Source organism: Cyanobium gracile PCC 6307 (assembly GCF_000316515.1).
In the GTDB taxonomy this organism is placed as follows: Bacteria; Cyanobacteriota; Cyanobacteriia; order PCC-6307; family Cyanobiaceae; genus Cyanobium; species Cyanobium gracile.
On sequence record NC_019675.1, the window covers coordinates 2,760,050 to 2,780,900 of the forward strand.

Annotated in this window: 18 protein-coding genes and 2 pseudogenes; 7 read left to right on the forward strand and 13 right to left on the reverse strand. The window is 70.9% G+C overall.

Annotation, left to right across the window (positions count from 1 at the left end):
• Positions 1-902: 902 nt before the first annotated feature.
• The 3 genes and pseudogenes from CYAGR_RS19305 to CYAGR_RS13275 all read right to left on the reverse strand — a co-directional run.
• A pseudogene (locus CYAGR_RS19305) lies at positions 903-1,373 on the reverse strand (AAA family ATPase); the annotation flags it as partial.
• A gap of 150 nt (positions 1,374-1,523) precedes the next feature.
• A pseudogene (locus CYAGR_RS19645) lies at positions 1,524-2,039 on the reverse strand (adenylate/guanylate cyclase domain-containing protein); the annotation flags it as partial.
• Positions 2,040-2,180: 141 nt separating this feature from the next.
• Positions 2,181-2,849, reverse strand: coding sequence for a Crp/Fnr family transcriptional regulator (locus CYAGR_RS13275; RefSeq protein ID WP_245552526.1), 669 nt, complete (start codon positions 2,847-2,849; stop codon positions 2,181-2,183).
• A 180-nt stretch (positions 2,850-3,029) separates the two neighbouring features.
• On the opposite strand from CYAGR_RS13275, the gene CYAGR_RS13280 reads away from it, so the two are divergent.
• Positions 3,030-6,668: a hypothetical protein gene (locus CYAGR_RS13280; protein ID WP_015110354.1), complete on the forward strand. Its 3,639-nt coding sequence runs from the start codon at positions 3,030-3,032 to the stop codon at positions 6,666-6,668.
• A gap of 175 nt (positions 6,669-6,843) precedes the next feature.
• Positions 6,844-8,262, forward strand: coding sequence for a hypothetical protein (locus tag CYAGR_RS13285; protein WP_043325890.1), 1,419 nt, complete (start codon positions 6,844-6,846; stop codon positions 8,260-8,262).
• Positions 8,263-8,386: 124 nt separating this feature from the next.
• On the opposite strand, the gene speG is transcribed toward CYAGR_RS13285, so the two are convergent.
• Positions 8,387-8,932 carry a spermidine N1-acetyltransferase gene (gene speG / locus CYAGR_RS13290; protein ID WP_015110356.1) on the reverse strand — a complete coding sequence of 182 codons (546 nt, stop codon included), beginning with the start codon at positions 8,930-8,932 and terminating at the stop codon, positions 8,387-8,389.
• 77 nt (positions 8,933-9,009) lie between these two features.
• On the opposite strand from speG, the gene CYAGR_RS13295 reads away from it, so the two are divergent.
• Positions 9,010-10,179, forward strand: coding sequence for a pyridoxal phosphate-dependent aminotransferase (locus tag CYAGR_RS13295; protein ID WP_015110357.1), 1,170 nt, complete (start codon positions 9,010-9,012; stop codon positions 10,177-10,179).
• Positions 10,180-10,201: 22 nt separating this feature from the next.
• Here the strand turns inward: CYAGR_RS13295 and CYAGR_RS13300 are convergent, their stop codons facing one another.
• The 8 genes from CYAGR_RS13300 to CYAGR_RS13335 all read right to left on the reverse strand — a co-directional run bounded on the left by CYAGR_RS13300 (position 10,202) and on the right by CYAGR_RS13335 (position 15,917).
• Complete coding sequence (locus tag CYAGR_RS13300; RefSeq protein WP_015110358.1) at positions 10,202-10,996, reverse strand: MBL fold metallo-hydrolase; 795 nt, start codon at positions 10,994-10,996, stop codon at positions 10,202-10,204.
• Between the two features lie 43 nt (positions 10,997-11,039).
• The gene (locus CYAGR_RS13305) at positions 11,040-11,636 is read right to left on the reverse strand and encodes an anthranilate synthase component II (protein WP_015110359.1); all 597 of its coding nucleotides are present in this window, start codon (positions 11,634-11,636) and stop codon (positions 11,040-11,042) included.
• A gap of 9 nt (positions 11,637-11,645) precedes the next feature.
• Positions 11,646-12,119 (reverse strand): diacylglycerol kinase family protein, encoded by a 474-nt coding sequence (locus tag CYAGR_RS13310; RefSeq protein WP_015110360.1) that lies wholly within the window; start codon positions 12,117-12,119, stop codon positions 11,646-11,648.
• Positions 12,120-12,187: 68 nt separating this feature from the next.
• Positions 12,188-12,724, reverse strand: a complete 537-nt coding sequence (ybeY, locus tag CYAGR_RS13315; protein ID WP_015110361.1) for an rRNA maturation RNase YbeY — start codon at positions 12,722-12,724, stop codon at positions 12,188-12,190.
• Positions 12,721-12,915: a DUF3285 domain-containing protein gene (locus tag CYAGR_RS13320; RefSeq protein ID WP_015110362.1), complete on the reverse strand. Its 195-nt coding sequence runs from the start codon at positions 12,913-12,915 to the stop codon at positions 12,721-12,723. Before CYAGR_RS13320 ends, ybeY begins: the two co-directional genes overlap by 4 nt.
• Positions 12,916-12,936: 21 nt before the next feature.
• Positions 12,937-14,062, reverse strand: a protein-coding gene (gene prfB / locus CYAGR_RS13325; protein ID WP_156818482.1) for a peptide chain release factor 2 whose coding sequence is annotated in 2 segments (ribosomal slippage) — positions 12,937-13,986 and positions 13,988-14,062 — 1,125 coding nt in all. Because the reading frame shifts where the segments join, the coding sequence is not laid out codon by codon here.
• A 32-nt stretch (positions 14,063-14,094) separates the two neighbouring features.
• Positions 14,095-15,150 carry an FUSC family protein gene (locus tag CYAGR_RS13330; protein ID WP_245552527.1) on the reverse strand — a complete coding sequence of 352 codons (1,056 nt, stop codon included), beginning with the start codon at positions 15,148-15,150 and terminating at the stop codon, positions 14,095-14,097.
• Positions 15,123-15,917, reverse strand: a complete 795-nt coding sequence (locus tag CYAGR_RS13335; protein ID WP_015110365.1) for an FUSC family protein — start codon at positions 15,915-15,917, stop codon at positions 15,123-15,125. Before CYAGR_RS13335 ends, CYAGR_RS13330 begins: the two co-directional genes overlap by 28 nt.
• Positions 15,918-16,094: 177 nt before the next feature.
• Between CYAGR_RS13335 and CYAGR_RS13340 the strand changes: the two genes are divergently transcribed.
• Both CYAGR_RS13340 and gshB read left to right on the forward strand, forming a co-directional pair.
• Complete coding sequence (locus tag CYAGR_RS13340; RefSeq protein WP_342662065.1) at positions 16,095-16,373, forward strand: glutaredoxin domain-containing protein; 279 nt, start codon at positions 16,095-16,097, stop codon at positions 16,371-16,373.
• Entirely contained in the window at positions 16,370-17,359 is a 990-nt protein-coding gene (gene gshB, locus CYAGR_RS13345) for a glutathione synthase (RefSeq protein ID WP_015110367.1), read from the forward strand. Before CYAGR_RS13340 ends, gshB begins: the two co-directional genes overlap by 4 nt.
• A 12-nt stretch (positions 17,360-17,371) precedes the next feature.
• Here gshB and CYAGR_RS13350 read toward each other — a convergent pair whose 3' ends face one another.
• Complete coding sequence (locus tag CYAGR_RS13350) at positions 17,372-18,763, reverse strand: isochorismate synthase (RefSeq protein WP_015110368.1); 1,392 nt, start codon at positions 18,761-18,763, stop codon at positions 17,372-17,374.
• A 71-nt stretch (positions 18,764-18,834) separates the two neighbouring features.
• Between CYAGR_RS13350 and menA the strand changes: the two genes are divergently transcribed.
• Together menA and CYAGR_RS13360 are read left to right on the forward strand one after the other, a co-directional pair.
• Positions 18,835-19,824, forward strand: a complete 990-nt coding sequence (gene menA, locus CYAGR_RS13355; protein ID WP_015110369.1) for a 2-carboxy-1,4-naphthoquinone phytyltransferase — start codon at positions 18,835-18,837, stop codon at positions 19,822-19,824.
• Positions 19,821-20,840, forward strand: a complete 1,020-nt coding sequence (locus CYAGR_RS13360) for an enolase C-terminal domain-like protein (protein WP_015110370.1) — start codon at positions 19,821-19,823, stop codon at positions 20,838-20,840. Before menA ends, CYAGR_RS13360 begins: the two co-directional genes overlap by 4 nt.
• Positions 20,841-20,851 lie beyond the last annotated feature (11 nt).

Below are 20,851 nucleotides of genomic sequence, written 5' to 3' on the forward strand. Positions count from 1 at the left end.
CTGCGGGATCCGGCCAGGCTCATGGCCAGGCCCAGCAGCAGTGTCAGCTCCAGGGAGGCTGGCAGCGTCTCCTGACGACAGGCTTCGCGACGCAGCAGATCGAGGGCCGTCTGGAAGTGCTGCACAGCTTCTTCATGGGAAGCCATTTCAGCTGACCGTGCCCCCGCGCTGATCCAGTGGGGGATCGCCTGTTCGAAGGCTCCTGCGCGGGTGAAGTGATGGGCCAGCAGCTGGGGCTCCGCATCAACGAGCTCATGAAACTGACCCGAGAGAGTCTCGGCGATCTGTTCGTGAAGGATCTGCCGTTCCCGTTTCAGCATGGTTTCGTAGGCCGCATCACGAATCAGCGCATGCTTGAATTCGTAGGCTTCACCGGCGGTCTGATCAGAGAACTGCAGCAGCCCGGACACCAGAAGATCATCCATCTGCTGGCGCAGCAGTCCCTCCGGTTGGCTGGAAACGGCTTCCAGTAGGTCGTAGGTGAAGCTTCTGCCGATCACGGCGGCGATACTGGCCAGCCGACGGGCCGGACCGAGTCGATCGAGGCGGGCGGCCAGGGAGTCCTGCAGGGTCTCCGGGATGGGGTCGGCGCCATCGCCGCCGCCGGATCCGTTGGCACGAATCTGCTCGAGCATGAACTTCGTCGTTTCCTCCACGAACAGGGGAATCCCATCGCAGCGTTCGACGATGCGCCGGGTCAGTTGGGGGGAGAGTGCTTCATCGGCGTTCAGACAGGAGCAGATCTGTTCGGAGGCCGTGCGGTCCAGTCGCCGGAGGTTGATATGGGCACTGTTGTCGCCCGGGGGCCAGGGCGCATGGAATTCGGGCCGCGCCGTGGCCAGCACCATCCAGGGCTGCTGATCGGCAGTGGCGATCAGACGATCCAGCAGTTCCAGGGTTGTCGGATCGATCCAGTGGAGATCTTCGACGACGATCAGGCTCGGCTGACCCTGACTCCAGGCCTGGATCATGGCCAGCAGCGTGTCCAGTCGAATCTGTCGTTTCTTCTCGGGGGTCAGTCCGTCCAGCGCTGATCGGTGGCCTCCGGGCAGGCCGATGAGATCGGCCAGAACCTCCAGGCTGCTGGCTTCGGTGGCGCCGTAGCGCTCCATCAGTCGGGCCAGCTTCTCCAGGCGGCACCCATCGGCTTCGCCCTTCTCGAAGCCGGCGGCTTTGTTGATCTGTTCGGCGATGGGATGGAGGGTGCTTTCCCTGGTGTTCGGACCGCAATACCAGCTCATCTGGCGGTGACCCTGATCCAGCAGGGATCGCTTCAGTTCACCGACCAGATGGGACTTGCCGATTCCCGCTTCCCCCTGGAGCAGCACCACCTGGCCCCGCCCTGCGGTGGCGGCCTGCCATGCGTTCCACAGCAGTTCCATCTCCTGCAGGCGGCCGATCAGCGGCAGATCACTGGTTCTCCAGCGGGCCTGGGAGCGGCAGGACACGTCGGTTTCCTCCACCACCGCATAGATCTGCACGGCTTGCGGGAAGCCTTTCAGTTCCCTTGACCCAAGACTCTGGTGATGGAACAACTCCCGTGTGATCCGATGGGTGCTCTCCGACACCAGGATCTGGTCGGGGGCCGCCTGCGACTGCAGCCTGGCGGCCAGATTCGGGGTCTGCCCCATCATCAGACCGGCCTTGTGCGGCGTCTCGATGTTCCGGATGCTGGTGGCCACCACAGGTCCCGTGGCAATGCCGATGCGGCTGCGCAGGGGTTCACCGGTGGGCGACGGGAGGCCCCGAATCGCCTCCCGCAGCCGCAGGCCCGCCCTGACGGCATTGGGGGCCGCCTCCTCCGAGGCATCGGGATAGCCGAAGTAGGCCAGGATGCCATCACCCAGGTACTGGGCCATGTAGCCGCTGTGTGAGGACACAATGTCATCACAAACGGCGTAATAGGATTCCACCGTCTCCATCAGCTCCTCGGGGTCGAGTTGCTCTGCGAGGGATGTGGAGTTGACGAGGTCGCAGAACAGAACAGTGACCTGACGTCGTTCCGGGGGTCGCTTGACAGGTTTCACCCTTGGGCCCATGGCTGATCCATCGCCCTGCGCGAGACTGCGGCCAACGTTGAGAGGTGCCAAACCCTCCTATCCATTTTAACGGCCGCCAGTTTTTTCCGGCGACCTTCTGTCATTTCCCACCATCCGGCAGGCGGCGTCCGCGTGGGGCCATCAGGGCTCCAGCAGTCCCCTCCGATGCAGGGGCTCGAGATTCGCCAGCCGCAGCCCTTCCGCCGTCTCGACGATGGTTCCCCGGGAGCGGAGCTGGGTGAGGATCCGGGAGGTCGTGCCTCGGGCCAGCCCGGCGATGGCGGCGATCTCCGTCTGCTTCAGGTCGGGAATCGGGGCGAGCGGATCGTTGCCGTAGCCGCTGCAGTAGGCCAGCTCCAGCAGGGTGGCCAGGACGCGGGTGGAGGCATCCTCGCCCCGCAGGCTGAAGCGGCGTCCCAGGCAGAGCAGTCGCCTGGCCTGCAGCCGGGCCATCTCGATGGCGAATCCCGTCGAGCGATCCAACTCGTCCTGGACCGTTTTCCAGCGCAGTTTCACCACCTCGAGCGGGGTGAGAGCCACCACATCGGCAGACCGCCGGCTGTTGCCGAGAAGCATCGCCAGCTCTCCGAACATTTCTCCGGCGCCCATCAACGCGATCACCACCTCCTCCCCCTGAATCGTGAGGTGTCGAACCTTAACCACCCCTGAGCGGATCAGGAACAATCCATCGTTCCAGTCACCCTCGAAGACCAGCTGATGCTGCGCTGGCACCTGCAGGGTCCTGTGTTCGCCGAGAAGACTCTCCAGCTGCTCGATCTCCAGTCCCTCGAACAGGGGGAAGGACCTCAACTCACAAGCCTCGAAGCCTCCCATCTCCCTCCAACTATCCCGCCACCTTCCCATGGTTTGCCTGGCTTGTCATCCAGGTGACAGCGGGGTGGCAGCCATCTCCCAGCCAGAGGCGACGGGGATCAACACACACCGACAGCGATGCCCGGACAGTGGCGGCAGTGCGTTGGCCTGCCTGTCATGACGTCCCTCGTCCCCAGTCACCGGCGTCGGTGGCCCGCGCCCGCTGGGACGGACGGGTGGATCGGCCACTGCTGGCCAGAGCTGCTGGCCCTGGTGGTGGCCGGGCTGCCTGGCCTGGCGACGCCCTGGCTGTTCGTGTTGTCTTCGCTGATCCGGCTCAGCTGGTGCTCGGCGGAGCTGCTGCACGGGACCGGCCATGCGCTGATGCGCGCCATGGTCGACAGCGACGGCGCCGCCCTGGCCGTGGTCAGCCTTCTGGAGCATCGCTCCCCCGGGGAGGTTCTGGGGAGCCTGTTGCCGCTGGGGCCGATCGGTCCGGGGGACGGCCGGGGGCGATCGCGGCCCTGGGTGGCGGTCGGGGACCCGACGCCCTGGCGGGTGCGACTGAAGGCCGGCGGCGGTCTGCTGTTCAACCTGCTGGCCCTCGCCCTGGCCTGGGGCGGCCTGGAGTTCTTCACCGCAGGGAGCCCCGCCCTCGTCCGTGCCCTGCTGGTCAGCGTGGCGGCGGCCAACGGCGCCCTGCTGCTGGCCTCCCGCACCGACTGGGAGGCGATCGGGAGCGGCCGGGCCGCCCGCTTTCACTGCGGCCATTTCGGCTTCATCAGTGGTGCCGATCCATTGGTGCGGGGCGAGCTGTTGCCGCCGCCCGCCATCGATCGCTTCCGGACCATGGGCCTGGAGATGGAGACCCGGGGAGCCCCCGCAGGCGCTGGTCTGGTGGTGGTGCGGGATCGGAGGGGCCGGATCGATGTCGTCGGACACGGAAGGATCAACCGCAAGCGCGGCCACCTCACCCGCTCGCTGGAGCGCGGCGTCCGCCGGGCCGGGCACCGGGCCCTGCGGACGGGCCGCCGACCCCTGCCCTCCGGGCTGATCGCAGCCTGGCAGTACGGCCCCGGCTCCAGCGGCCCCCCCGGGAACTTCGAGTCCCACTGGCAGCGCTGGTCCCCACCCCAGCGGCGCCGTCTCTGGTCCAGGTCCATGGGACGCTGGGTGAGCGGCTGGCAGGCGGTTCAGCACCGCATCGCCCTCGAGGGCGAGTTCCACGGATTCAGCCTGTTCGGCACCGAAACGACCGTCCAGGGCCTGGGAACCTGGCTGCGGGTCGCCCTCCGCGGCGGCCCTCCGGCGACCGGGGCTGCGCCGACGGTGGCCGGACTGATGGATCTGCTGATCTGCCAGGGCGACTGGCTCGCCGCCGTGCGGCTGGCGTCCCTGCGGCTTCTGGCGGAGCCCGCCTCCGCCCCTGCCAGCGAGGCGTTCGCGCCCTGGGCCACCGGCTTCGAAGCCGCCTTCCAGGACCTGATCGCCTCCCGCCCTGATGCCTGCCTCGACCACCCCGCCGTGATCGAGGAACTGACCCTGCGGATCCTGCACCGACTCGATGCTGATCCCCTGCTGCGGCGTTACAGCTCCTCGCGGACCCAGCGATGGATCCGGGCGGCCATCGGGGCGTTCCTGCATCACGATCCCTTCGCCGCGGCCCGCCAGTTCCTGGCCTGTGCCCGGGGCCGTTTCGGGCTCGTCGTGATCTCTGCCACCTGGCCCGACCGGCTGGTTCTCTGCAGCCTGGGGCAGTCGATCACCATCGGCGTCGACGGACCCGGTGCCGTGGCTCTCTACGCCACCGAGCCGGCGGCGGTGGATGCGGTGCTGGGGGGGCGACCCGGCTGCCACCGCATCGACCTGGATCCGGTCGCCGGCGAGATCGCCGTTCTCTCCCCCACGGCCCTCACCATCCACTCGCTGTCGCAGGAGCGTGAACTGACCGCCGAGGAGATCCGTCGCCGCCGCCAGGCGTCCCGCGCCCGCCCCGGATCCGACGAGCCCCCACCCCGGGCTGGACGCGGGGGCCTGGATCCGGTGGGTGCGGACCTGGCGGCGATCCCCGGTCTGCTGTCCAGGATCCAGGACGACTGGATCCATCCCCTCTCGGCCAACCGCGCCAGCGCCCAGGCCCTGGCCCGGCTGCTGATCGCCACGGCGATGCGGCTGGCCGAAAGGCAGGCGTTGCTCACGCGCGAAGGACTGGATCCGGCCCTGGCCCGATCCAGCCATGTGGATCTGCTGGTCACAGGCCTCGAGAACAACCTCTGGCTGGGGGCGCACTTCGCGCGGGATCTGGAGGGGCTCATGCCCCTGCTCCACGTCAAAGCGCTCTCCGCCAGCGCCGTTCTCCAGCATCTGCACGGCGACGGGTCGTCCCTGAATCTGTCCCGCCAGTCGATCGTGCTGGTGCTCAGCGATTCCGGCCAGAGCACCCCCTGCCGCCAGGTGCTGGATGCCTGCGACCGGCTGGTGCGCGAGGCCCTGATCGAGGACGTCTTCCTAATCATCGGCGACCCGGACAGCCTGCCGGCGTCTCCGCTGCCGGACCCCGAAGGCCCCGATGGCTCCGACCAGGCCCGCCGCCATCGGCTGTTCACCACGGCGGCCGGCCGCCGCACCTCCGAGGCGGCCACCGCCACGGTGGCGGCCATGCACCAGACCCTCACCGAGCTGCTGTTCAGCCTCTGCCGCCAGGTCCAGCAGGCCTTCCCCGACCAGCGCCCCCTGGGGCTGCGGCTGCGACCGGAGGCGCTGCTGGCTCTCGAGACCATGGAGGACCAGCTTCTGGTCAACGATGTCCGCGAGATCATCGGTGCCGACGAGGGCGGGCAGCCCCGCCCCAGCGCCGTCTCCCGCCGGCTGGTGCAGGAAGGCAGGCGGTGGGCCTGGCATGTCCTGGAGACCCCGGCCGCCTGGCTGATCCACGCGCTTTACGTCATCGGCAGCCTGGGATGGGGGATGCCCCTGTTCCGGGGCCTCACCCTCGCCCTGCTGCCGCTGGCCGGCCTGGTCGAAGGGGAGGGGATGGGTTCCCTGCTGCTGGCCCTGAGCCTGCCCGCCGATGTGGCCCTCTACGTCCTGGGTCCCTGGTGCTGGACCCTGGGCCTGAGGTTCCTTCAGGGGCGCCAGCCCCTGGCCCGTATCGGTCGGCGGAGCCTGGTGATCGGCGAGGCCGAGGGGCTGCACCAACTGCTCAGCCACTTCGTCAGCAAGCTCTTCGCCCTGAGCTATGGCCTCACGGCCGTCGATGTTCATGGTGCGGATCCCGCCGATTCCCTCCCCCACGGCTACGCCCATCGGCTGGTGCGCGGCACCCTGCTGTTCCTGGGGGTTCCCGATGGCCGCTGCAGCCAGCGCCAGCGGGCCCACGCCGATGCGGTGATCGGGGCGGCACGGCAGGCCGAAGGCCTCCGTCACCTGGGTGCCGGTCCAGAGATCGTCGCCCTGAGTTCCGATCCCTGCATCACCGCCGAGCGCTTTCAGGCCGCCCTGGTGATCCCCAGCCCGATCCATGGGGGCTGCGGCAACGGCATCCGCCTCCCCAGCGACGATGGGATCGAGGCGATCCGGGAATCCCGCTTCGGATCCCTCCGGCGGCTGCTGGCCGCCTACGTGTTCTTCCATGCCATGGCCCACCGGGTGGCCACGGTCCCGGGGCTGGGCTTCGAGTGGTGGAGCTCCCAGAGCCGTCCGAAGCTGGCGCTGGCCGCCCCACCCCTGGCCCTCGCGGTCAGGCTCATCCGTGCCGAATCGGCGGCGATCGAGCCACCGCTGCGGGGCAGGCTGGTGCATCAGCTGCGCTGTTGAGGATCGAGAGCTCGGTCATCGTGCTGTCATCGTGATGACACCCAGCCACCATCAACAGGACGGGATTGGGTGATCCCAGGCCCAGGTCGTTCCGGGATGCCTCCACACAATCAGGTGGCCCTTCACGGACAGAACCATGACGGCAGGTGGCACCAGAACGCGCTTCTGGGTTGACATGAGCCTGGAGTGTGTTCGCCGGGACCACACCCATTCCCTGTCCTCCGGTGACCAGAGGGGCCCCTTCCTCACGGCTCGGGCCCTCGGCATGGCCCTGGCGGCCCTGCATGACGTCAGGTCCGTCGTCGCTGGCTCCGCCATGAAGTTGCTCAGCCTTCCCATCCCCGCCGGCCTGCTCCCCTTCCCCAGCCCGAAGGAGAGGGATCTGGCCGCCGCGGCCGCCTGTCATCAGGTGCTCCGGCTTCGCTATCCCAACCAGGCCTCCATGCTGGAGCGGGCCTGGCGCCAATGGCTCGACGACTTCGCCATGGGTCCGGCCAGGACGCCGGTGGAGATGGCCGGCAGGGCCTACGGCAAGGCCGTTCACCAGTTCGGCATCGACGACCTCAGCAAGGCGCGCGCCGCAGGCACGCCCGACGGCACGCCCTGCCACCACAAGCCGGCACCGACCCAGCCGACCCAGGGTTTTGCGGGGGCCGACTGGGGAAACGCCACACCACTGGCCGCGACCCGGGTGATGGATGTCCCGCCGCCCCCCGGTCGCTTCGACGCCGAGACCGTCGCCGCCCAGGGTGAGATCCACCACGCCACCGGCGATCCGGCCTTCCGCACCCTCGCCGAAGAGGTCATCGGCATCGCCTGGGCGTATGACGGCCCCCAGGAGCTCGGAACCCCACCCCGCCTCTATCTGCAGGTGGTGCTGACGGTGCTCGACGGCATCGAGAAACGCCATCCCGGCCAGCTCCAGGGGCTGGATGGACTGGCTGTCATCGCTGGCGCTGCCGTGGCCATGGCCGATGCGGGCATTGATGCCTGGTACTACAAATACGCCCCGACCCCCAGGATGGGCCGTCCGGCGGTGGGGATCCGGGAGGCCGTTGTGGGGAAGGGGCTCGCCGAATCCAGCCGGTTGCCCCTGGGCCGTCCGGATGCCAACGCCACCGGGGCGGGTCTGACGCCCGATCTTCCCTCCTATCCCTCCGGCCACGCCACCCTCGGTGCGGCGGCCTTCCAACTGCTGCGCCTGTTCCTGGTGGCCCGGGGTGTGAGCAGCTTCGATCCAACCGGCAGCGGCCTGGATGATGTGCGCTTCGAATTCGTCTCCGATGAGTTCGATGGTCGGAACAGGGATCCCTGCATCCCGTGGCCGCGGGACCATCTCACCCTGAGTTACGGCAGCCTGTGGGAGGCGATGGTGGATAACGCGGTGAGCCGGGTCTACCTGGGTGTGCATCGGCTATGCGATGGCATCACCACCCGCCTTCCCGGCAGCGAGGATGATGTCATCGGTGTCCCGGCCACCCCCCGTGAACTGGGCCACATCGGTGGTGTGTGGCTGGGCGCCAAGATCGCCAATCAGATCGCCCGGAAGCTGGACATCCCGAACGCCACGATTGCCGCCTCCGGGATCGTCTGACCTCCGCTGGGCTTCTCTGAGTTCCTCTGAGCTCCTCTTTCTGAGCGCCTCTGAGCTCCTCCAGGCGCTGGAGGGCGCCGTTCAGGCCCTCCCCGGTCGCCATCCGCGGCCGATGCGCTGGCCCTCAGTCCTTGGGCATTCTGGCCAGATAATTCTCCTGAAGCATGTACATGCGTTTGACGTCCCGGTACTGGCCTTCGATGAAGAACTCACCCACCAGGTGGCCCTCTTCGACGAAGCCGCACTGCTGATAGAGGTGCAGGGCCTTGGCGTTGTCAACGGCAACGGACAGGTAGATCTTGTGGAGATTCAGGATGGTGAAGGAGTAGTCGAGGGCTTTGTGGATGCAGAGGCGCGCGTAGCCCTTGCCCTGGTGCTCCGGGGCAATGATGATCTGAAATTCGGCCCGGCGGTGGATGTAGTCGATCTCGATCAGCTCCACCAGGCCGATCAGCTCCCTGGCCCCGTTCTCCACGGCCCGGTTCTCGACGACAAAGCGGCGCTCGGCATTGTCGTGGATGTGGCGGTTGTAGAGATCCTCCAGCTCATCGAACGACTCGTAGGGTTCCTCGAACCAGTAGGCCATCACGCTGCGGTTGTTCACCTGATCGTGGATGAACCTCAGGTCGCCCCGCTCCAGGGCCCGCAGGGCCAGCTCTGATCGCGTCACCGGATTCCAGTTCGACGTGCACAGACGGTAGGGCTGCGCTGCAGGATGGCAGTCGCAGCGATCTGAGCTCCGCCGCCGTGCCCAGCCCCACCCCTGGCGAGAGCCCGACCGTTCCCCCCTGCCCCCGGGCCCGGCCGGAGGTGGAGACCCTCACGGCCTACAGCGCCCCCCTGGAGGGGCGCCGCGGTCTGCTGCGGCTCGATTTCAACGAGAACACCGTCGGCCCCAGTCCGCAGGTGGTGGAGGCGATCCGCGCCATCCCGGCCGATCACTACGCCATCTATCCGGAGTACGACGGCCTGCGGGAGGCGGTGGTGCGCTCGCTCGGGGGCCTGGGCCTGACGCCGGGCCACATCGGCCTGTTCAACGGCGTGGATGCCGCCATCCATGCCGTCTTCCAGGCCTTCGGAGCGCCGGGCGACCGCCTGCTGACCACCAGCCCCACCTTCGGCTACTACACCCCCTGTGCCCGCATGCAGGGCATGGTGATCGAGGCGATTCCCTACCGCCTGCCGGATTTCGTCTTCCCGTTCGAGGCGATCCGGGCGGCCCTGGAGGCCCCGGGAACGGCGGCGGGTGCCCCACGGATCCTGCTGATCTGCAACCCGAACAACCCCACCGGCACCCGGCTGGAGCCCGAGCGGATTCTGGAGCTGGCGGCGGCGGCGCCGGACACCCTGGTCGTGGTGGATGAGCTCTACGAGGCCTTCACCGGCGACAGCGTGCTGCCGCCCCTGCTGGCGGGGGCGGAGGGAGCGGCGGGGAAGGCCGACCCGTTCGCCGCCGTTCCCAATCTGCTGGTGCTGCGCTCCCTGGCCAAGACGGCCGGCCTGGCGGGCCTGCGCATCGGCTTCGCCATCGGCGCTCCGGCGCTGGTGGAGCGGGTGGGCCGGGTCTGCGGGCCCTATGACATCAACAGCTTCGCGGTCACCGCCGCCCATGCCGCCCTGGCCGACCAGGCCTATGTGGACGGTTACGTGGCCGAGGTGCTGCGCGCCCGCGACCGGCTTGTGGCCCAGCTGCGCCAGTCGGGCGTGCGCCACCATGCCGCCGGCGGCAACTACCTGCTGCTCTGGCCCCGCCGGCCGGCCGCGGCGGTGGAGGCCGACCTGCGCCAGGCCGGCATCCTCGTGCGCTCGATGGCCGGCAAGGCGCTGATCGACGGCTCCCTGCGGGTCAGCCTCGGCACCGGCGCCCAGATGGAGCGCTTCTGGGAGGCCTACCGCCGGATCGACGGCCTGGGGTGAGGCGCGAGGGCCGCTGCCGGCCTCAGCGCATCACCTCCACCACCACCCCATCCCCCAGGGGCGGCACCACCGAGATGGTGCGGCCGCTGCGGCGCACCGTGGCCCCCACCATCGCCTTCAGGAACGGCTCCACCGACCCCTGGTCGCAGCCGGCCGGGGGCTTGCCGGTGGTGTACTGCACGGGAATCACCCGACGGGCCTGCAGCTCCCGGGCCACCTCGGCCGCCTCCTGGCCGGTGTAGACCTTGCCGCCGCCGCCCACGCCGATGATCAGCACATCCGGGCGTCCCAGCAGCACCCGATCGGCGGGGCCGAGGCGGCCGGCGGTGCCACCGAGGTGGGCGATGTCGAGGCCGCCCTGGCGCCAGCGCCAGAGGGTGGCGTTGCCGAAGCGGCGGCCGCCCACCCGGTCGTGGGGGGCGGCGATGCCCTCGATCTGCAGACCGGCCAGCCGGTAGGAGCCAGGCTTCACCAGGAACTTGCCGCTGGCCACCTGGGCGCCCTCATCCTTCAGCAGGCTGCTGGCCAGGATCACATCGGCGCTGACGCGGGGCACGGGAAGGCCGGCGGCACAGCCGACGGCCTGGAACGGGTTGACCAGCACCCGGGCGCCGCCCCCCTGGATCAGCAGGGCGCTGTGCCCGAGATGGGTGATCGAGACGCCGCCGCCCTTCTGGGCCACCGCCGGCATCGGCAGGGTGAGCCCGGCCGCCAGGGCCAGACCTGCGCCAAGGCGCAGCCCTGCGGTGGTGGTCCTGCGCAGGGCTGTCGCGGATCCGGTCAGCGCTGTCGCGGACCGGCTGGTGGGGTCAACCATGGAGTTGCGTCTGGCCCCACCGGGCCCGGGATGTGGCGCGAAACTAGCAGTGGGAGGCCTGGCGCAGGAAATTGGCCAGCAGCTGGTGACCGGCCTGGGTGAGCACGCTCTCCGGGTGGAACTGCACCCCCTGCAGGTGGGGATGCTCGCGGTGCTGCAGGCCCATGATCGTGCCGTCCTCCAGCCAGGCGGTGATCTCCAGGCAGTCGGGCAGGGTCTCCCGCTCGGCGATCAGGCTGTGGTAGCGGGTGGCGGTGAGGGGATCGGGCAGCCCTTCGAACACTCCGGTGCCGCGGTGGTGGACCGGTGAGGTCTTGCCGTGCATCAGTTCGCCGGCCCGCACCACCCGCCCCCCGAACACCTGGGCCAGGCACTGGTGACCCAGGCACACCCCCAGCACCGGCACGGTGGGCCCCAGCTCCCGCAGCACCTCCAGGCAGACCCCGGCCTGGTCCGGGTCGCCGGGGCCGGGGGAGATCAGGATCGCCGCCGGGTCGAGGGCCCGGATCTGCTCCAGGTCGAGGGCGTCATTGCGTTCCACCCGCACCTCGGCGGCGAGGGGGTGGTCGGCGGCCAGTTCACCCAGGTACTGGACCAGGTTGAAGGTGAAGCTGTCGTAGTTGTCGAGGACCAGGAGCATGGGGACGGTCTAGACGCCGAGGCGGATCAGCAGAGGGGGCACAAGCAGCAGCAGGGCGATCAGCAGCGAGGAGAGCGCGGCGACGAGCACGGCGGCGGCGGCGCAGTCCTTGGCGATGCGGGCCAGGGGGTGGAACTGGCGGCCGATGGCGAGATCCACCACCGCCTCGGTGGCGGTGTTGAGCAGCTCCAGCACCAGCACCGCCGCCACCGTGAGCACCAGAACCGCCAGGCGGTCGGCGGCCAGCCGCAGCCACAGTCCCAGGCCGAACACCACGGCGCCGGTGACCACATGGATGCGGAAGTTGCGCTGGCTGGCGAAGCCGTAGGCCAGGCCCTGGGCGGCGTAGCGGAAGCTCGCCGGCAGGTCGCCCGCCACCTTCCACGCCCCCACCCTCAGGCGCCTGCCGCGGCGGTGCACGTCGCTGGCCACGTCGCTGGCTACTTGGCGGAGGGCCGGCGGATGTTCCTCGGGAACGAACATCGGCATCGCACCGCCGTTGGAGGGACAAGCGGCACCCTACCGCCGATGGTCGCTGGGAACAGCCCCTGTCAGGAGGGGGACGCCTCCAGCAGCGCCGTCTGCCGGGCCAGCATCGCCTCCAGGCTGTCGTCATCAGGGTGATCCCAGCCCAGCAGGTGCAGCAGGCCGTGGCTGGCCAGGAACAGCAGCTCCTCCCTCAGGCCGTGGCCGGCCGCCTCGGCCTGCCGCCGGGCCGTGTCGAGGGAGATGACGATATCGCCAAGCTCCAGCCAGTCCGGCTCCGCCCCCGCCGGGGCCGGCGGCGCCTCCTCCTGGGCGGCGAAGGCCAGCACGTCGGTGGGGCCGCTGTGCTGGCGCCAGGCCTGGTTGAGCTCCGCGATCGTGGCGTCGCCAGTGAGCTCCAGCCCCAGGCTGTAGCCCGCGGCGCGAAGGGTTGGCGGCAGCTCGGGCAGCAGCTGGGCCAGCCAGGCCCCCAGATGGGCGCTCCAGAGGCTTTCGGCCACGGTGGGGTCCGCCAGCGGCTCCGGGGACGGGGCGTCGCCGGAGCCCCCGGACTCCAGGCTGAAGGCCAGGTCGATCTCCGGCGCCGCCACCGGGGTGGTCATCCGGGCAGGCTGGGACGCCCCAGCCAGGCGATCAGCAGCAGGAAACCGCTCAGGCCCAGGGCGGTGAGGCCGAAGTGGAGCAGGCTCTGGCGGCCCTTGCGCACCATGTTGCGCATGGCGAGCTTGACGAAGCTGGGGCTCTCCTCCCCCGGTGCGGCGGGGGCGGGCGGGGGGCTGGGGCGCTCGGGCATGGGGGGCGCTGCGGTGGGGGATCAGGCGGCCGCGTCGGCGGCGATCTCCACACCCTGGCGCAGCAGCGACTGGATGAAGGGATCCAGATCCCCGTCCATTACCCCCTGCACGTCGGTGGTCTCTTCGCCGGTGCGCAGGTCCTTGACCATCTGGTACGGGTGGAACACGTAGTTGCGGATCTGGTTGCCCCAGGCCGCTTCGACGATGTCACCGCGGATGTCGGCGATCTCGGCCGCCCGCTGCTCCTGGGCGATCACCAGCAGCTTGGCCATCAGCAGCGCCATCGCCTTCTCCTTGTTCTGCAGCTGGGAGCGCTCCTGGGTGCAGCGCACCGCCAGGCCGGTGGGGATGTGCAGGATCCGCACGGCCGTCTCCACCTTGTTGACGTTCTGGCCGCCGGCGCCGCCCGAACGGGAGGTGGTGACCTCCAGGTCCTTCTCGGGGATGTCGAGCTTGACCTCCTCCTCGAGTTTGGGCATCACCTCGACGCCGGCGAAGCTGGTCTGGCGCTTGTCGTTGGCGTTGAAGGGAGAGATCCGTACCAGCCGGTGGGTGCCCTTCTCGTTGCGCAGGTAGCCGTAGGCGTAGCGGCCGTCGATCTCGATCGTGCAGCTCTTGATGCCCGCCTCCTCCCCTTCCGAGAGCTCGTCCACGGTCACCTTCATGCCGTGGTCCTCGGCCCAGCGGGTGTACATCCGCATCAGCATCAGGGCCCAGTCCTGGGCGTCGGTGCCGCCGGCACCGGCATTGATCGAGATCACCGCCCCCTCCTTGTCGTAGGGGCCGCTCAGCAGGCGCTCCAGCTCCCAGCGGTCGAGGGCCCCCTTGAGGCTCTGCAGGCCGCCGTTGGCCTCGCCGAGCAGCTCCTCATCGGGCTCCAGGTCGTACAGCTCCAGGGTGGCGCGGGCATCATCGATGGCCGCCTGCCACTGCTGCAACTGCTCCAGCTGGGCCTTCACCTCATCCAGCTGGCGCATCTGCTTCTGGGCCTGCTGCTGGTCGTCCCAGAAGCCGGGCTGGGAGGCCAGCTGCTCGAGGTCCCGCTGGCGGGCTTTCAGGGCCGGTACGTCAAAGACAGTCCTGGGCATGGCCCAGGCGGTCGGTGAGTTCGGAGAGGTCGCGCTTGAAGTCGGTGAGATCCAGCAAGGGGAAGCGAATCCGGCGATGGCTCGACCCTATCAGCGCCCCGCTTCCGGCCGCCCCGGGCGCTGCGGGGAGCGGGGCAGCCGGATCAGGGCCTCCGCAAGCAGCAGCAGCCGACTGGCGATCAGCAGTTGGGTCCGGGCTTCCTTGGGCTGCGGATCGGTGGCCTGGGGCGCCGCCGGCGACTCCGGTAGCGCCGCGCTCAGCTGCTCCCGGCAGCGGCCCAGGTCCGCCACCGCGTCAGGGGCGTCCCGCCCCTCGATGAGCGCCTCGATCCGGCTCCGGCCGCTGTCCAGCAGGCGCGGGATCAGCCCGGGCGGCATCCACTCCGCCGGGGCCCCCTGCCGGAGCAGCAGGCAGAGATCCCGGGCCGCGCTCATCACCGTGCTGCCGTGCTGCAGCTGCTGCTGGGCCCGCAGCACCGCCTCGTCCGGCTGGCCGTGGATGAGGGTCCGCTCCGCCGCCAGCTGGGGCAACCGGCGGCGCAGGCCATTGCGGCGCTCCCGCAGGGCGGCAAACGCCTCCTCCGGCTCGGGACTGTCCGGCACTCGCGCCAGGAACCGGGCCAGATCGAGCAGCCAGCCGTCACAGGAGGCCTGCCAGGCGCTGGCGGACCGCTGGCTGTAGATCTGCCGCGACACCAGCAACCCGAGGATCACCCCCAGGATCGTCATCACCATCCGCCAGAAGACGTAGTGCCACCAGGCGTCGCCGTGGTTCATGAGGCTGCCCGCCACCATGTGCCCGCCCACCACGAAGCCGCTGGTCAGACCGGCGGCGAAGCCGAACAGCCGCACCAGGGTCAGACCCACGAAGACGCCGAGGGCGCTGGACAGGCCGCCGAGGATGCCCGCGCCGATCACCACGGCGAGCAGTCCCAGCAGGGTGCCGATGATCCGCTCCCGCCCGGCCAGCACGCCGCCGCCGAGGTCGGTCTCGAGAATCGTGAGCACCCCCAAGGCCAGGAACAGGCCCTCCGGAAGCGCCAGATGGTGGCAGGCGGCCACCACCAGCGCCAGGACCGCCCCGTTGCGCACGATCACGGCCGACCGTCCCTGGGCTGTCATGGCGCTGCCGTCAGGGCCCGCCACCGCAGCAGGGCCTCGCGGCAGGCGTCGGCATCGATGGAGCGCAGCACGGCCGGCGCCCGCACCATGGCGACGGCGTGGCGCAGCGCCTGCTCGAGGGCCTCGTGCCGCTGCTGCATGCCTTCACTCGCCAGGCCGGGGGCCTGGGGGCTGCGCAGCACGGCGGCGCGCACCGCGCAGTGGGCGCCGTAGGCGCCGATCAGCTCCTCCGCCCCGTCGCGGGACGTTCCGGCCAGCAGGGCATCGATCCGGCCCTCCAGACCCCGCTCACTGTCCTCCAGGCGCTGCAGCGGTGAGCGGAACCAGAACAGACGCTCGACGGCCATGCCCAGCAGCAGCCCGAGCAGGTGCCAGCCGGTCCTGTCGACGACGTACCAGCCCCCCATCCGCTCGTGGGCCGGCACCGCCAGGATCAGGACGGTCATGATCACGGCGTTCATCAGCGTGGCCGGACTCAGCCCCAGCCGGCGTCCCAGCCGCTGGATCAGGACATAGCCGATGCCGATGGCCAGCCAGTTGTGCAGGGCCAGGGTGAGCAGCACCACCACGGCGCCGCCGAACACGGTCCCCACGATCCGCGCCAACGCCGCCTCCCGTGACGCCTCCGGTGTGGGCAGCAGGCTCCGGGCGGCGCCATAGACCACATAGAAGCCGTCGATCGCGTTGACGTCCGGTCCGGCCGCCGCGTGGATGCCGGCCGCGAGGAACCCGGCGAACCCCACCTGCAGGGCGTTGCGGATCTGCTGGGGTGAAGGGGGACGGGGGCGCATCGAGCCGACGGACCATGCAGCGCCGGGAGATCAGGCCACAGGATGCCGGGCCTGCGCGGATCGGCACAGGCGGATCTGGTGGGGCGTGGGCGATCCCCTTAAGCTGCGCCACGACGCCCCACGAGTGACCGGATGGAGATCCCAGGAGTCCCCCCAGAGCAATCCGGGCAGGACGCCGTGGAGGTGAAGCCCCCCGCCAAGGTGGAGATCTACACCTTTCGCTTCTCCCCTGACTGCATCCGGGCCAAGGGTCTGCTGGACAGGCTCGGGGTCACTTACAACGAATTCATCATCGACGACGACGAGATCAACAAGGAAGTGATGATGAAGCGCTCCGGCGGGCGCACCAGCGTTCCCCAGATCTTCATCGACGGCATCGCCATCGGCGGCTATGTGGAGCTCGCCAAGCTCCACACGGCCGGTGAGCTGGGCCCCATCCTGCGTCTGAGCGCGTGAGCCGCGATCGGGACGCCCAGCTGTTCGTGGTCGATCCGATCACGCGGCTGCGGCCGGCCAAGGACTCCAGCGTGGCCCTGATGCAGGCGGCCCAGCGGGCCGGTCTGGCGGTGTGGGTCTGCACCCAGGCCGATCTTTCCAGCGCCGCTGCGGAGGACGGCCGCCACCGGCCCCGGGCCTGGGCCCAGCCGGTGCGACTGGCGGAGATGGCCGCCACCGCCGAGGGCTGGAGCGTGCCCGATCCCTGGGTCGAGGCCGACGAGCCCCGCGACCTGCCCCTGGATCACTTCCGCTGGATCTGGATGCGCAAGGATCCGCCGGTCGATGAGGCCTACCTCTACGCCACCCAGCTTCTGGAGCTGGCCGAGCCCTTCGGGGTGCGGGTGCTCAACTGTCCGGCGGCCCTGCGGTCCTGGAACGAGAAGCTGGGTGCGCTGCGCTTCAGCCATCTGATGGCGCCGTCGCTGGTCAGTGCCCGGGTGGAGCAGCTGGCCGCCTTCGCCGCCGGCCATGAGGAGGTGGTGCTCAAGCCCCTGGCGGGCCGGGCCGGCCAGGGGGTGGTGCGGGCCACGGCGGCGGCCCCCGGCCTGCGGTCCCTGCTGGAACTGGTCACCCTCCAGGAGACCTTGCCCGTGATGGTCCAGGCCTTTCTGCCCGCGGTCACCGCCGGCGACAAGCGGATCCTGCTGGTGGACGGGGAGCCCCTCGGCGCCGTGAACCGTTTGCCGAAGGCGGGGGAGTTCCGCAGCAACCTGGCCCTGGGTGGTGCTCCTGTCGCCGCCGACCTCACCGACGCCGAGCGGCGCATCTGCGCCGAACTGGCGCCCGTGCTGCGGGCCGAGGGGCTGTTCTTCGTCGGCATCGACGTCATCGACGGCCGGCTCAGCGAGATCAATGTCACCAGCCCCACCGGGGTGCGGGAGGTGGAGCGGCTGGGCCGCCGCCCCCTGGCCGATCAGGTGATCGAGCGCCTGCTGGCCGGCTGAGGGCCGACCGGCTCAGCCGAAGCCGGCCGCCACCGGCAGGTTGAGCTGCTGCTGCAGCACCCCGAGCTTGAGCGCCACCTCCTGCAGCTCCCGCTCGGGGTGGGAGCCCCGCACCAGACCCGCCCCGGCGGTCAGCTCCAGTTGCCGGCCCCGCAGGGTGCCGCTGCGGATCGCCACCCGCAGGTCCGTGTCGCCCTCGGTGTCGATCCAGCCGATCGGGGCGGCGTAGTGCCCCCGCTCGAACGGCTCCAGGCTGCGCAGCCAGGCCATCGCCTCGCGCCGGGGCAGGCCCGCCACCGCCGGGGTGGGGTGGAGGGCTTCGGCCAGGTTGAGCGGGGCCTGACCCTGCAGTGACGCCGTGATCGGGGTGTGCAGATGCACAAGGGAGCCGTGGCGGGCCAGCCGCGGCCGCCGCGGTCGCCGCGGATCCAGGCCCGCCTTCTGCAGCACGGCGGTGATCGTCTCCACCACCAGCTCGTGTTCGTGGCGGTCCTTGCGCGACTGGAGCAGAAGGTCGGCGGGCTCCCCCAGCGGCGCGGTGCCGGCCAGGGCATCGCTGCGCAGCTGCCCCTGCCGCAGGGTGAGCAGGCGTTCCGGCGAGGCCCCCACCAGCGCTTCCCGCTCCGAGCGCTGCCAGAGGAAGCGGCAGCTGCCGGGCTGGCTGCGGCGCAGGTGCGACAGCAGGCTGAGGGGATCGAGGGCACCATCCAGCACCAGGTGCTGGCGCACCGCCAGCACCAGCTTCTGCAGCTCGCCCCGCTCCACCAGCTCCAGGGCCCGGTCGAGGGCGGAGCGGTAGCCCGCGTGCCAGGGGGAGCCATGGGCGATGCCCACCGGGGTGCCCCGGCCCGCCGCGGAAGGGCCGCGGCCGGCCAGGGTCTCGAGCCGCCGGCGGGTGTCCCAGAGCTCCTCGGCCACGCTGCGGGCCGTGACATCGCCCCCCAGGCTGCGCTGCAGCCGCAGCCAGCAGTGGCGGCCCTGGCGGCTCAGCTGCCAGGTGGGCAGGACCGCCTGCACCCCCGCCGCCCCGGTGCCGGGGTGCAGGGGGCTCTCAAAGAAGGCGAAGGCCAGCAGCACCCGGGGCCGGGCCAGGGCCGGGCAGGGGGACGGTGCGGTGGCCAGGCGGCTGAGGCTGAGGCTGCTGAAGCGCTGGGCCAGCTCGAAGCGCCGCGGGCCGCTCAGCTCCAGGCTGTTGCACTGGCCGGCGGCGGCGATGCTCAGCCCCGGGGCGCCGTCCCAGAGGAAGCGGAAGTCGCCGCCCGTGCCCAGGTGGGTCAGGGCCACGAGGGGGTCGAGGGCGGCCATCGGCAGGGCCAGGCTGAGCACTCCCGCCTCCTCCAGACGCCGGCTGGCGGCGGTGGCTGTCGAGAGCAGCGCGGAGAAGGTGGCAGGGGCCTGCACCAAGGGGCCGCGGGACCGGGGCGGAAGGCTGCTCAAATGTATGGGCCTTTCCCCGCCCAACGCCCGCGGCCCCCATGTCTGAGCCACAGGTCGTCGCAAGCCGTTACGCCGCGGGGGGTGGGGCCGCCTCGGAGGCCTCTTCTCGCGGTCGCCTCTGGCGGGCGGCGGTGAAGTGGCCCATGTATGCCGTGGCGGTGATGCCGGTGCTGCTGGCGGCGGGCTGGCGGCTGGGTCAGGGTCTGGGCCTGAGGCCCGAGCAGCTGCTGCTGTTCCTGCTGGCGGCCGTGCTGTTGTTGGCCTGGGAGAACCTCGCCAATGACGTCTTCGACGCTGATACCGGCGTGGACACCCACGGCAAGCCCCATTCGCTGGTCAACCTCACCGGCCGGCGGGACCGGGTGCTGGCCCTGGCCAACGGCTGCCTGGTGATCGGGCTGGCCCTGATGACCCTGGTGGCGCTGCGCAGCAGCACCGCCGTGCTGCTGCTGGTGCTGCTCTGCTGCGGCCTGGGTTACCTCTACCAGGGGCCCCCGTTCCGCCTCGGCTACCGGGGCCTGGGGGAACCCCTCTGCTGGCTGGCCTTCGGCCCCTGCGCCACCGCCGCCGCCCTGCTGGCCCTGGGTCCGGCCGGTGAGGGGGCGAGCGGGGTGCCCTGGGGGGCCGCCCTGCTGCTGGGCAGCGGACCGGCGCTGGCCACCACCCTGGTGCTGTTCTGCTCCCATTTCCACCAGGTGGAGGAGGACGCCGCCCACGGCAAGCGCTCGCCGGTGGTGCGCCTCGGCACCCGGCGCGCCGCCGGCCTGGTGCCCTGGTTCGTGGCCGCGGCCCTGGCGCTCCAGTGGGCGCCGGTGCTGCTGGGCTGGTGGCCGCTCACGGCCCTGCTGGGGGCCATCGGCCTGCCGCCGGCCCGGGCCCTGATCCGGCTTCTTGGCGAGGAGCACCACCAGCCCGAGCGCATCATCGGCAGCAAGTTCCTGGCTCTGCGCTTCCAGGCCTTCAACGGCCTGGGGCTCGCCTGCGGCCTGGCCCTGGGCCCCTGGCTGACGGCGCTGGCGGGCCGGTGAGCGCCAGGGCGGACGGGAGGGCGGGGCCGCAGGGGCCCCTGGAGCTGGGGGTGAGGCCCTTCGCCTTCCGGCTGCCCCGCCCCCTGCAGACGGCCGCGGGTGCGGTGGCGGCCAAGCGGGGCTGGCTGCTGCGGCTGCAGGGCCAAGGGGGCGGCGTCGGCTGGGGCGAGGCGGCCCCGCTCGACCCGGGCGAAATCGACGCCGTTGCCGCCGCCATGGAGGGCCTCGGCCCCGCCGTGGAGCGGGACGACCTGGAGCGCAGCCTGCCCGCCCTTCCACCCAGCCTGGCCTTCGCCCTGGGGGGCGCCCTGGCGGAGATCGATGCCGAGGTGGGCGAGGCCGCCGGTGGTTGGCTGGCCGCTCCCCCATCGGCCTGGCTGCTCCCCGCTGGTGAGGCGATGCTCGCCGCCCTGGAGCGGGGGCTCACCGGCTCTCCCCGGTCGCCAACGCTGCTGCCCCCGTCGCCGCCCACCTTCAAGTGGAAGGTGGCGGCGGCGGCCGATGGGCTGGAGCGGCGCCTGCTGGAGCGGCTGCTGGAGCGTCTGCCGGACGATGGCCGTCTGCGGCTCGACGCCAACGGCGGCTGGGACCGGGCCACCGCCGTCGCCTGGGCCGAACGGCTGGAGCAGGAGCCGCGGCTGCAGTGGCTGGAGCAGCCCCTGGCCGCCAACGACCAGGTGGGCCTCGAGGCGCTGGCCCTGCGGATTCCGGTGGCCCTGGATGAATCCCTGCGGCAGTGGCCCGAGCTGCGAGGGCGGTGGGCGGGCTGGCAGGTGCGACGTCCGTCCCAGGACGGGGATCCCCGGCCCCTGCTGGCCCAGCTGGGCCGGGGGGCGCCCCGGCTGATGCTCAGCACCGGCTTTGAGACCGGCATCGGTGCCCGCTGGACGGCCCACCTGGCGGCCCTGCAATGGCGGGGGCCGACGCCGGTGGCCCCCGGCCTGGCCCCCGACTGGTCCCCCGCCGGCCCCCTGTTCGATCCGGACCCCGAGCGGGTCTGGGCGGCGGCGGCCTGAGTCGGAGCGGG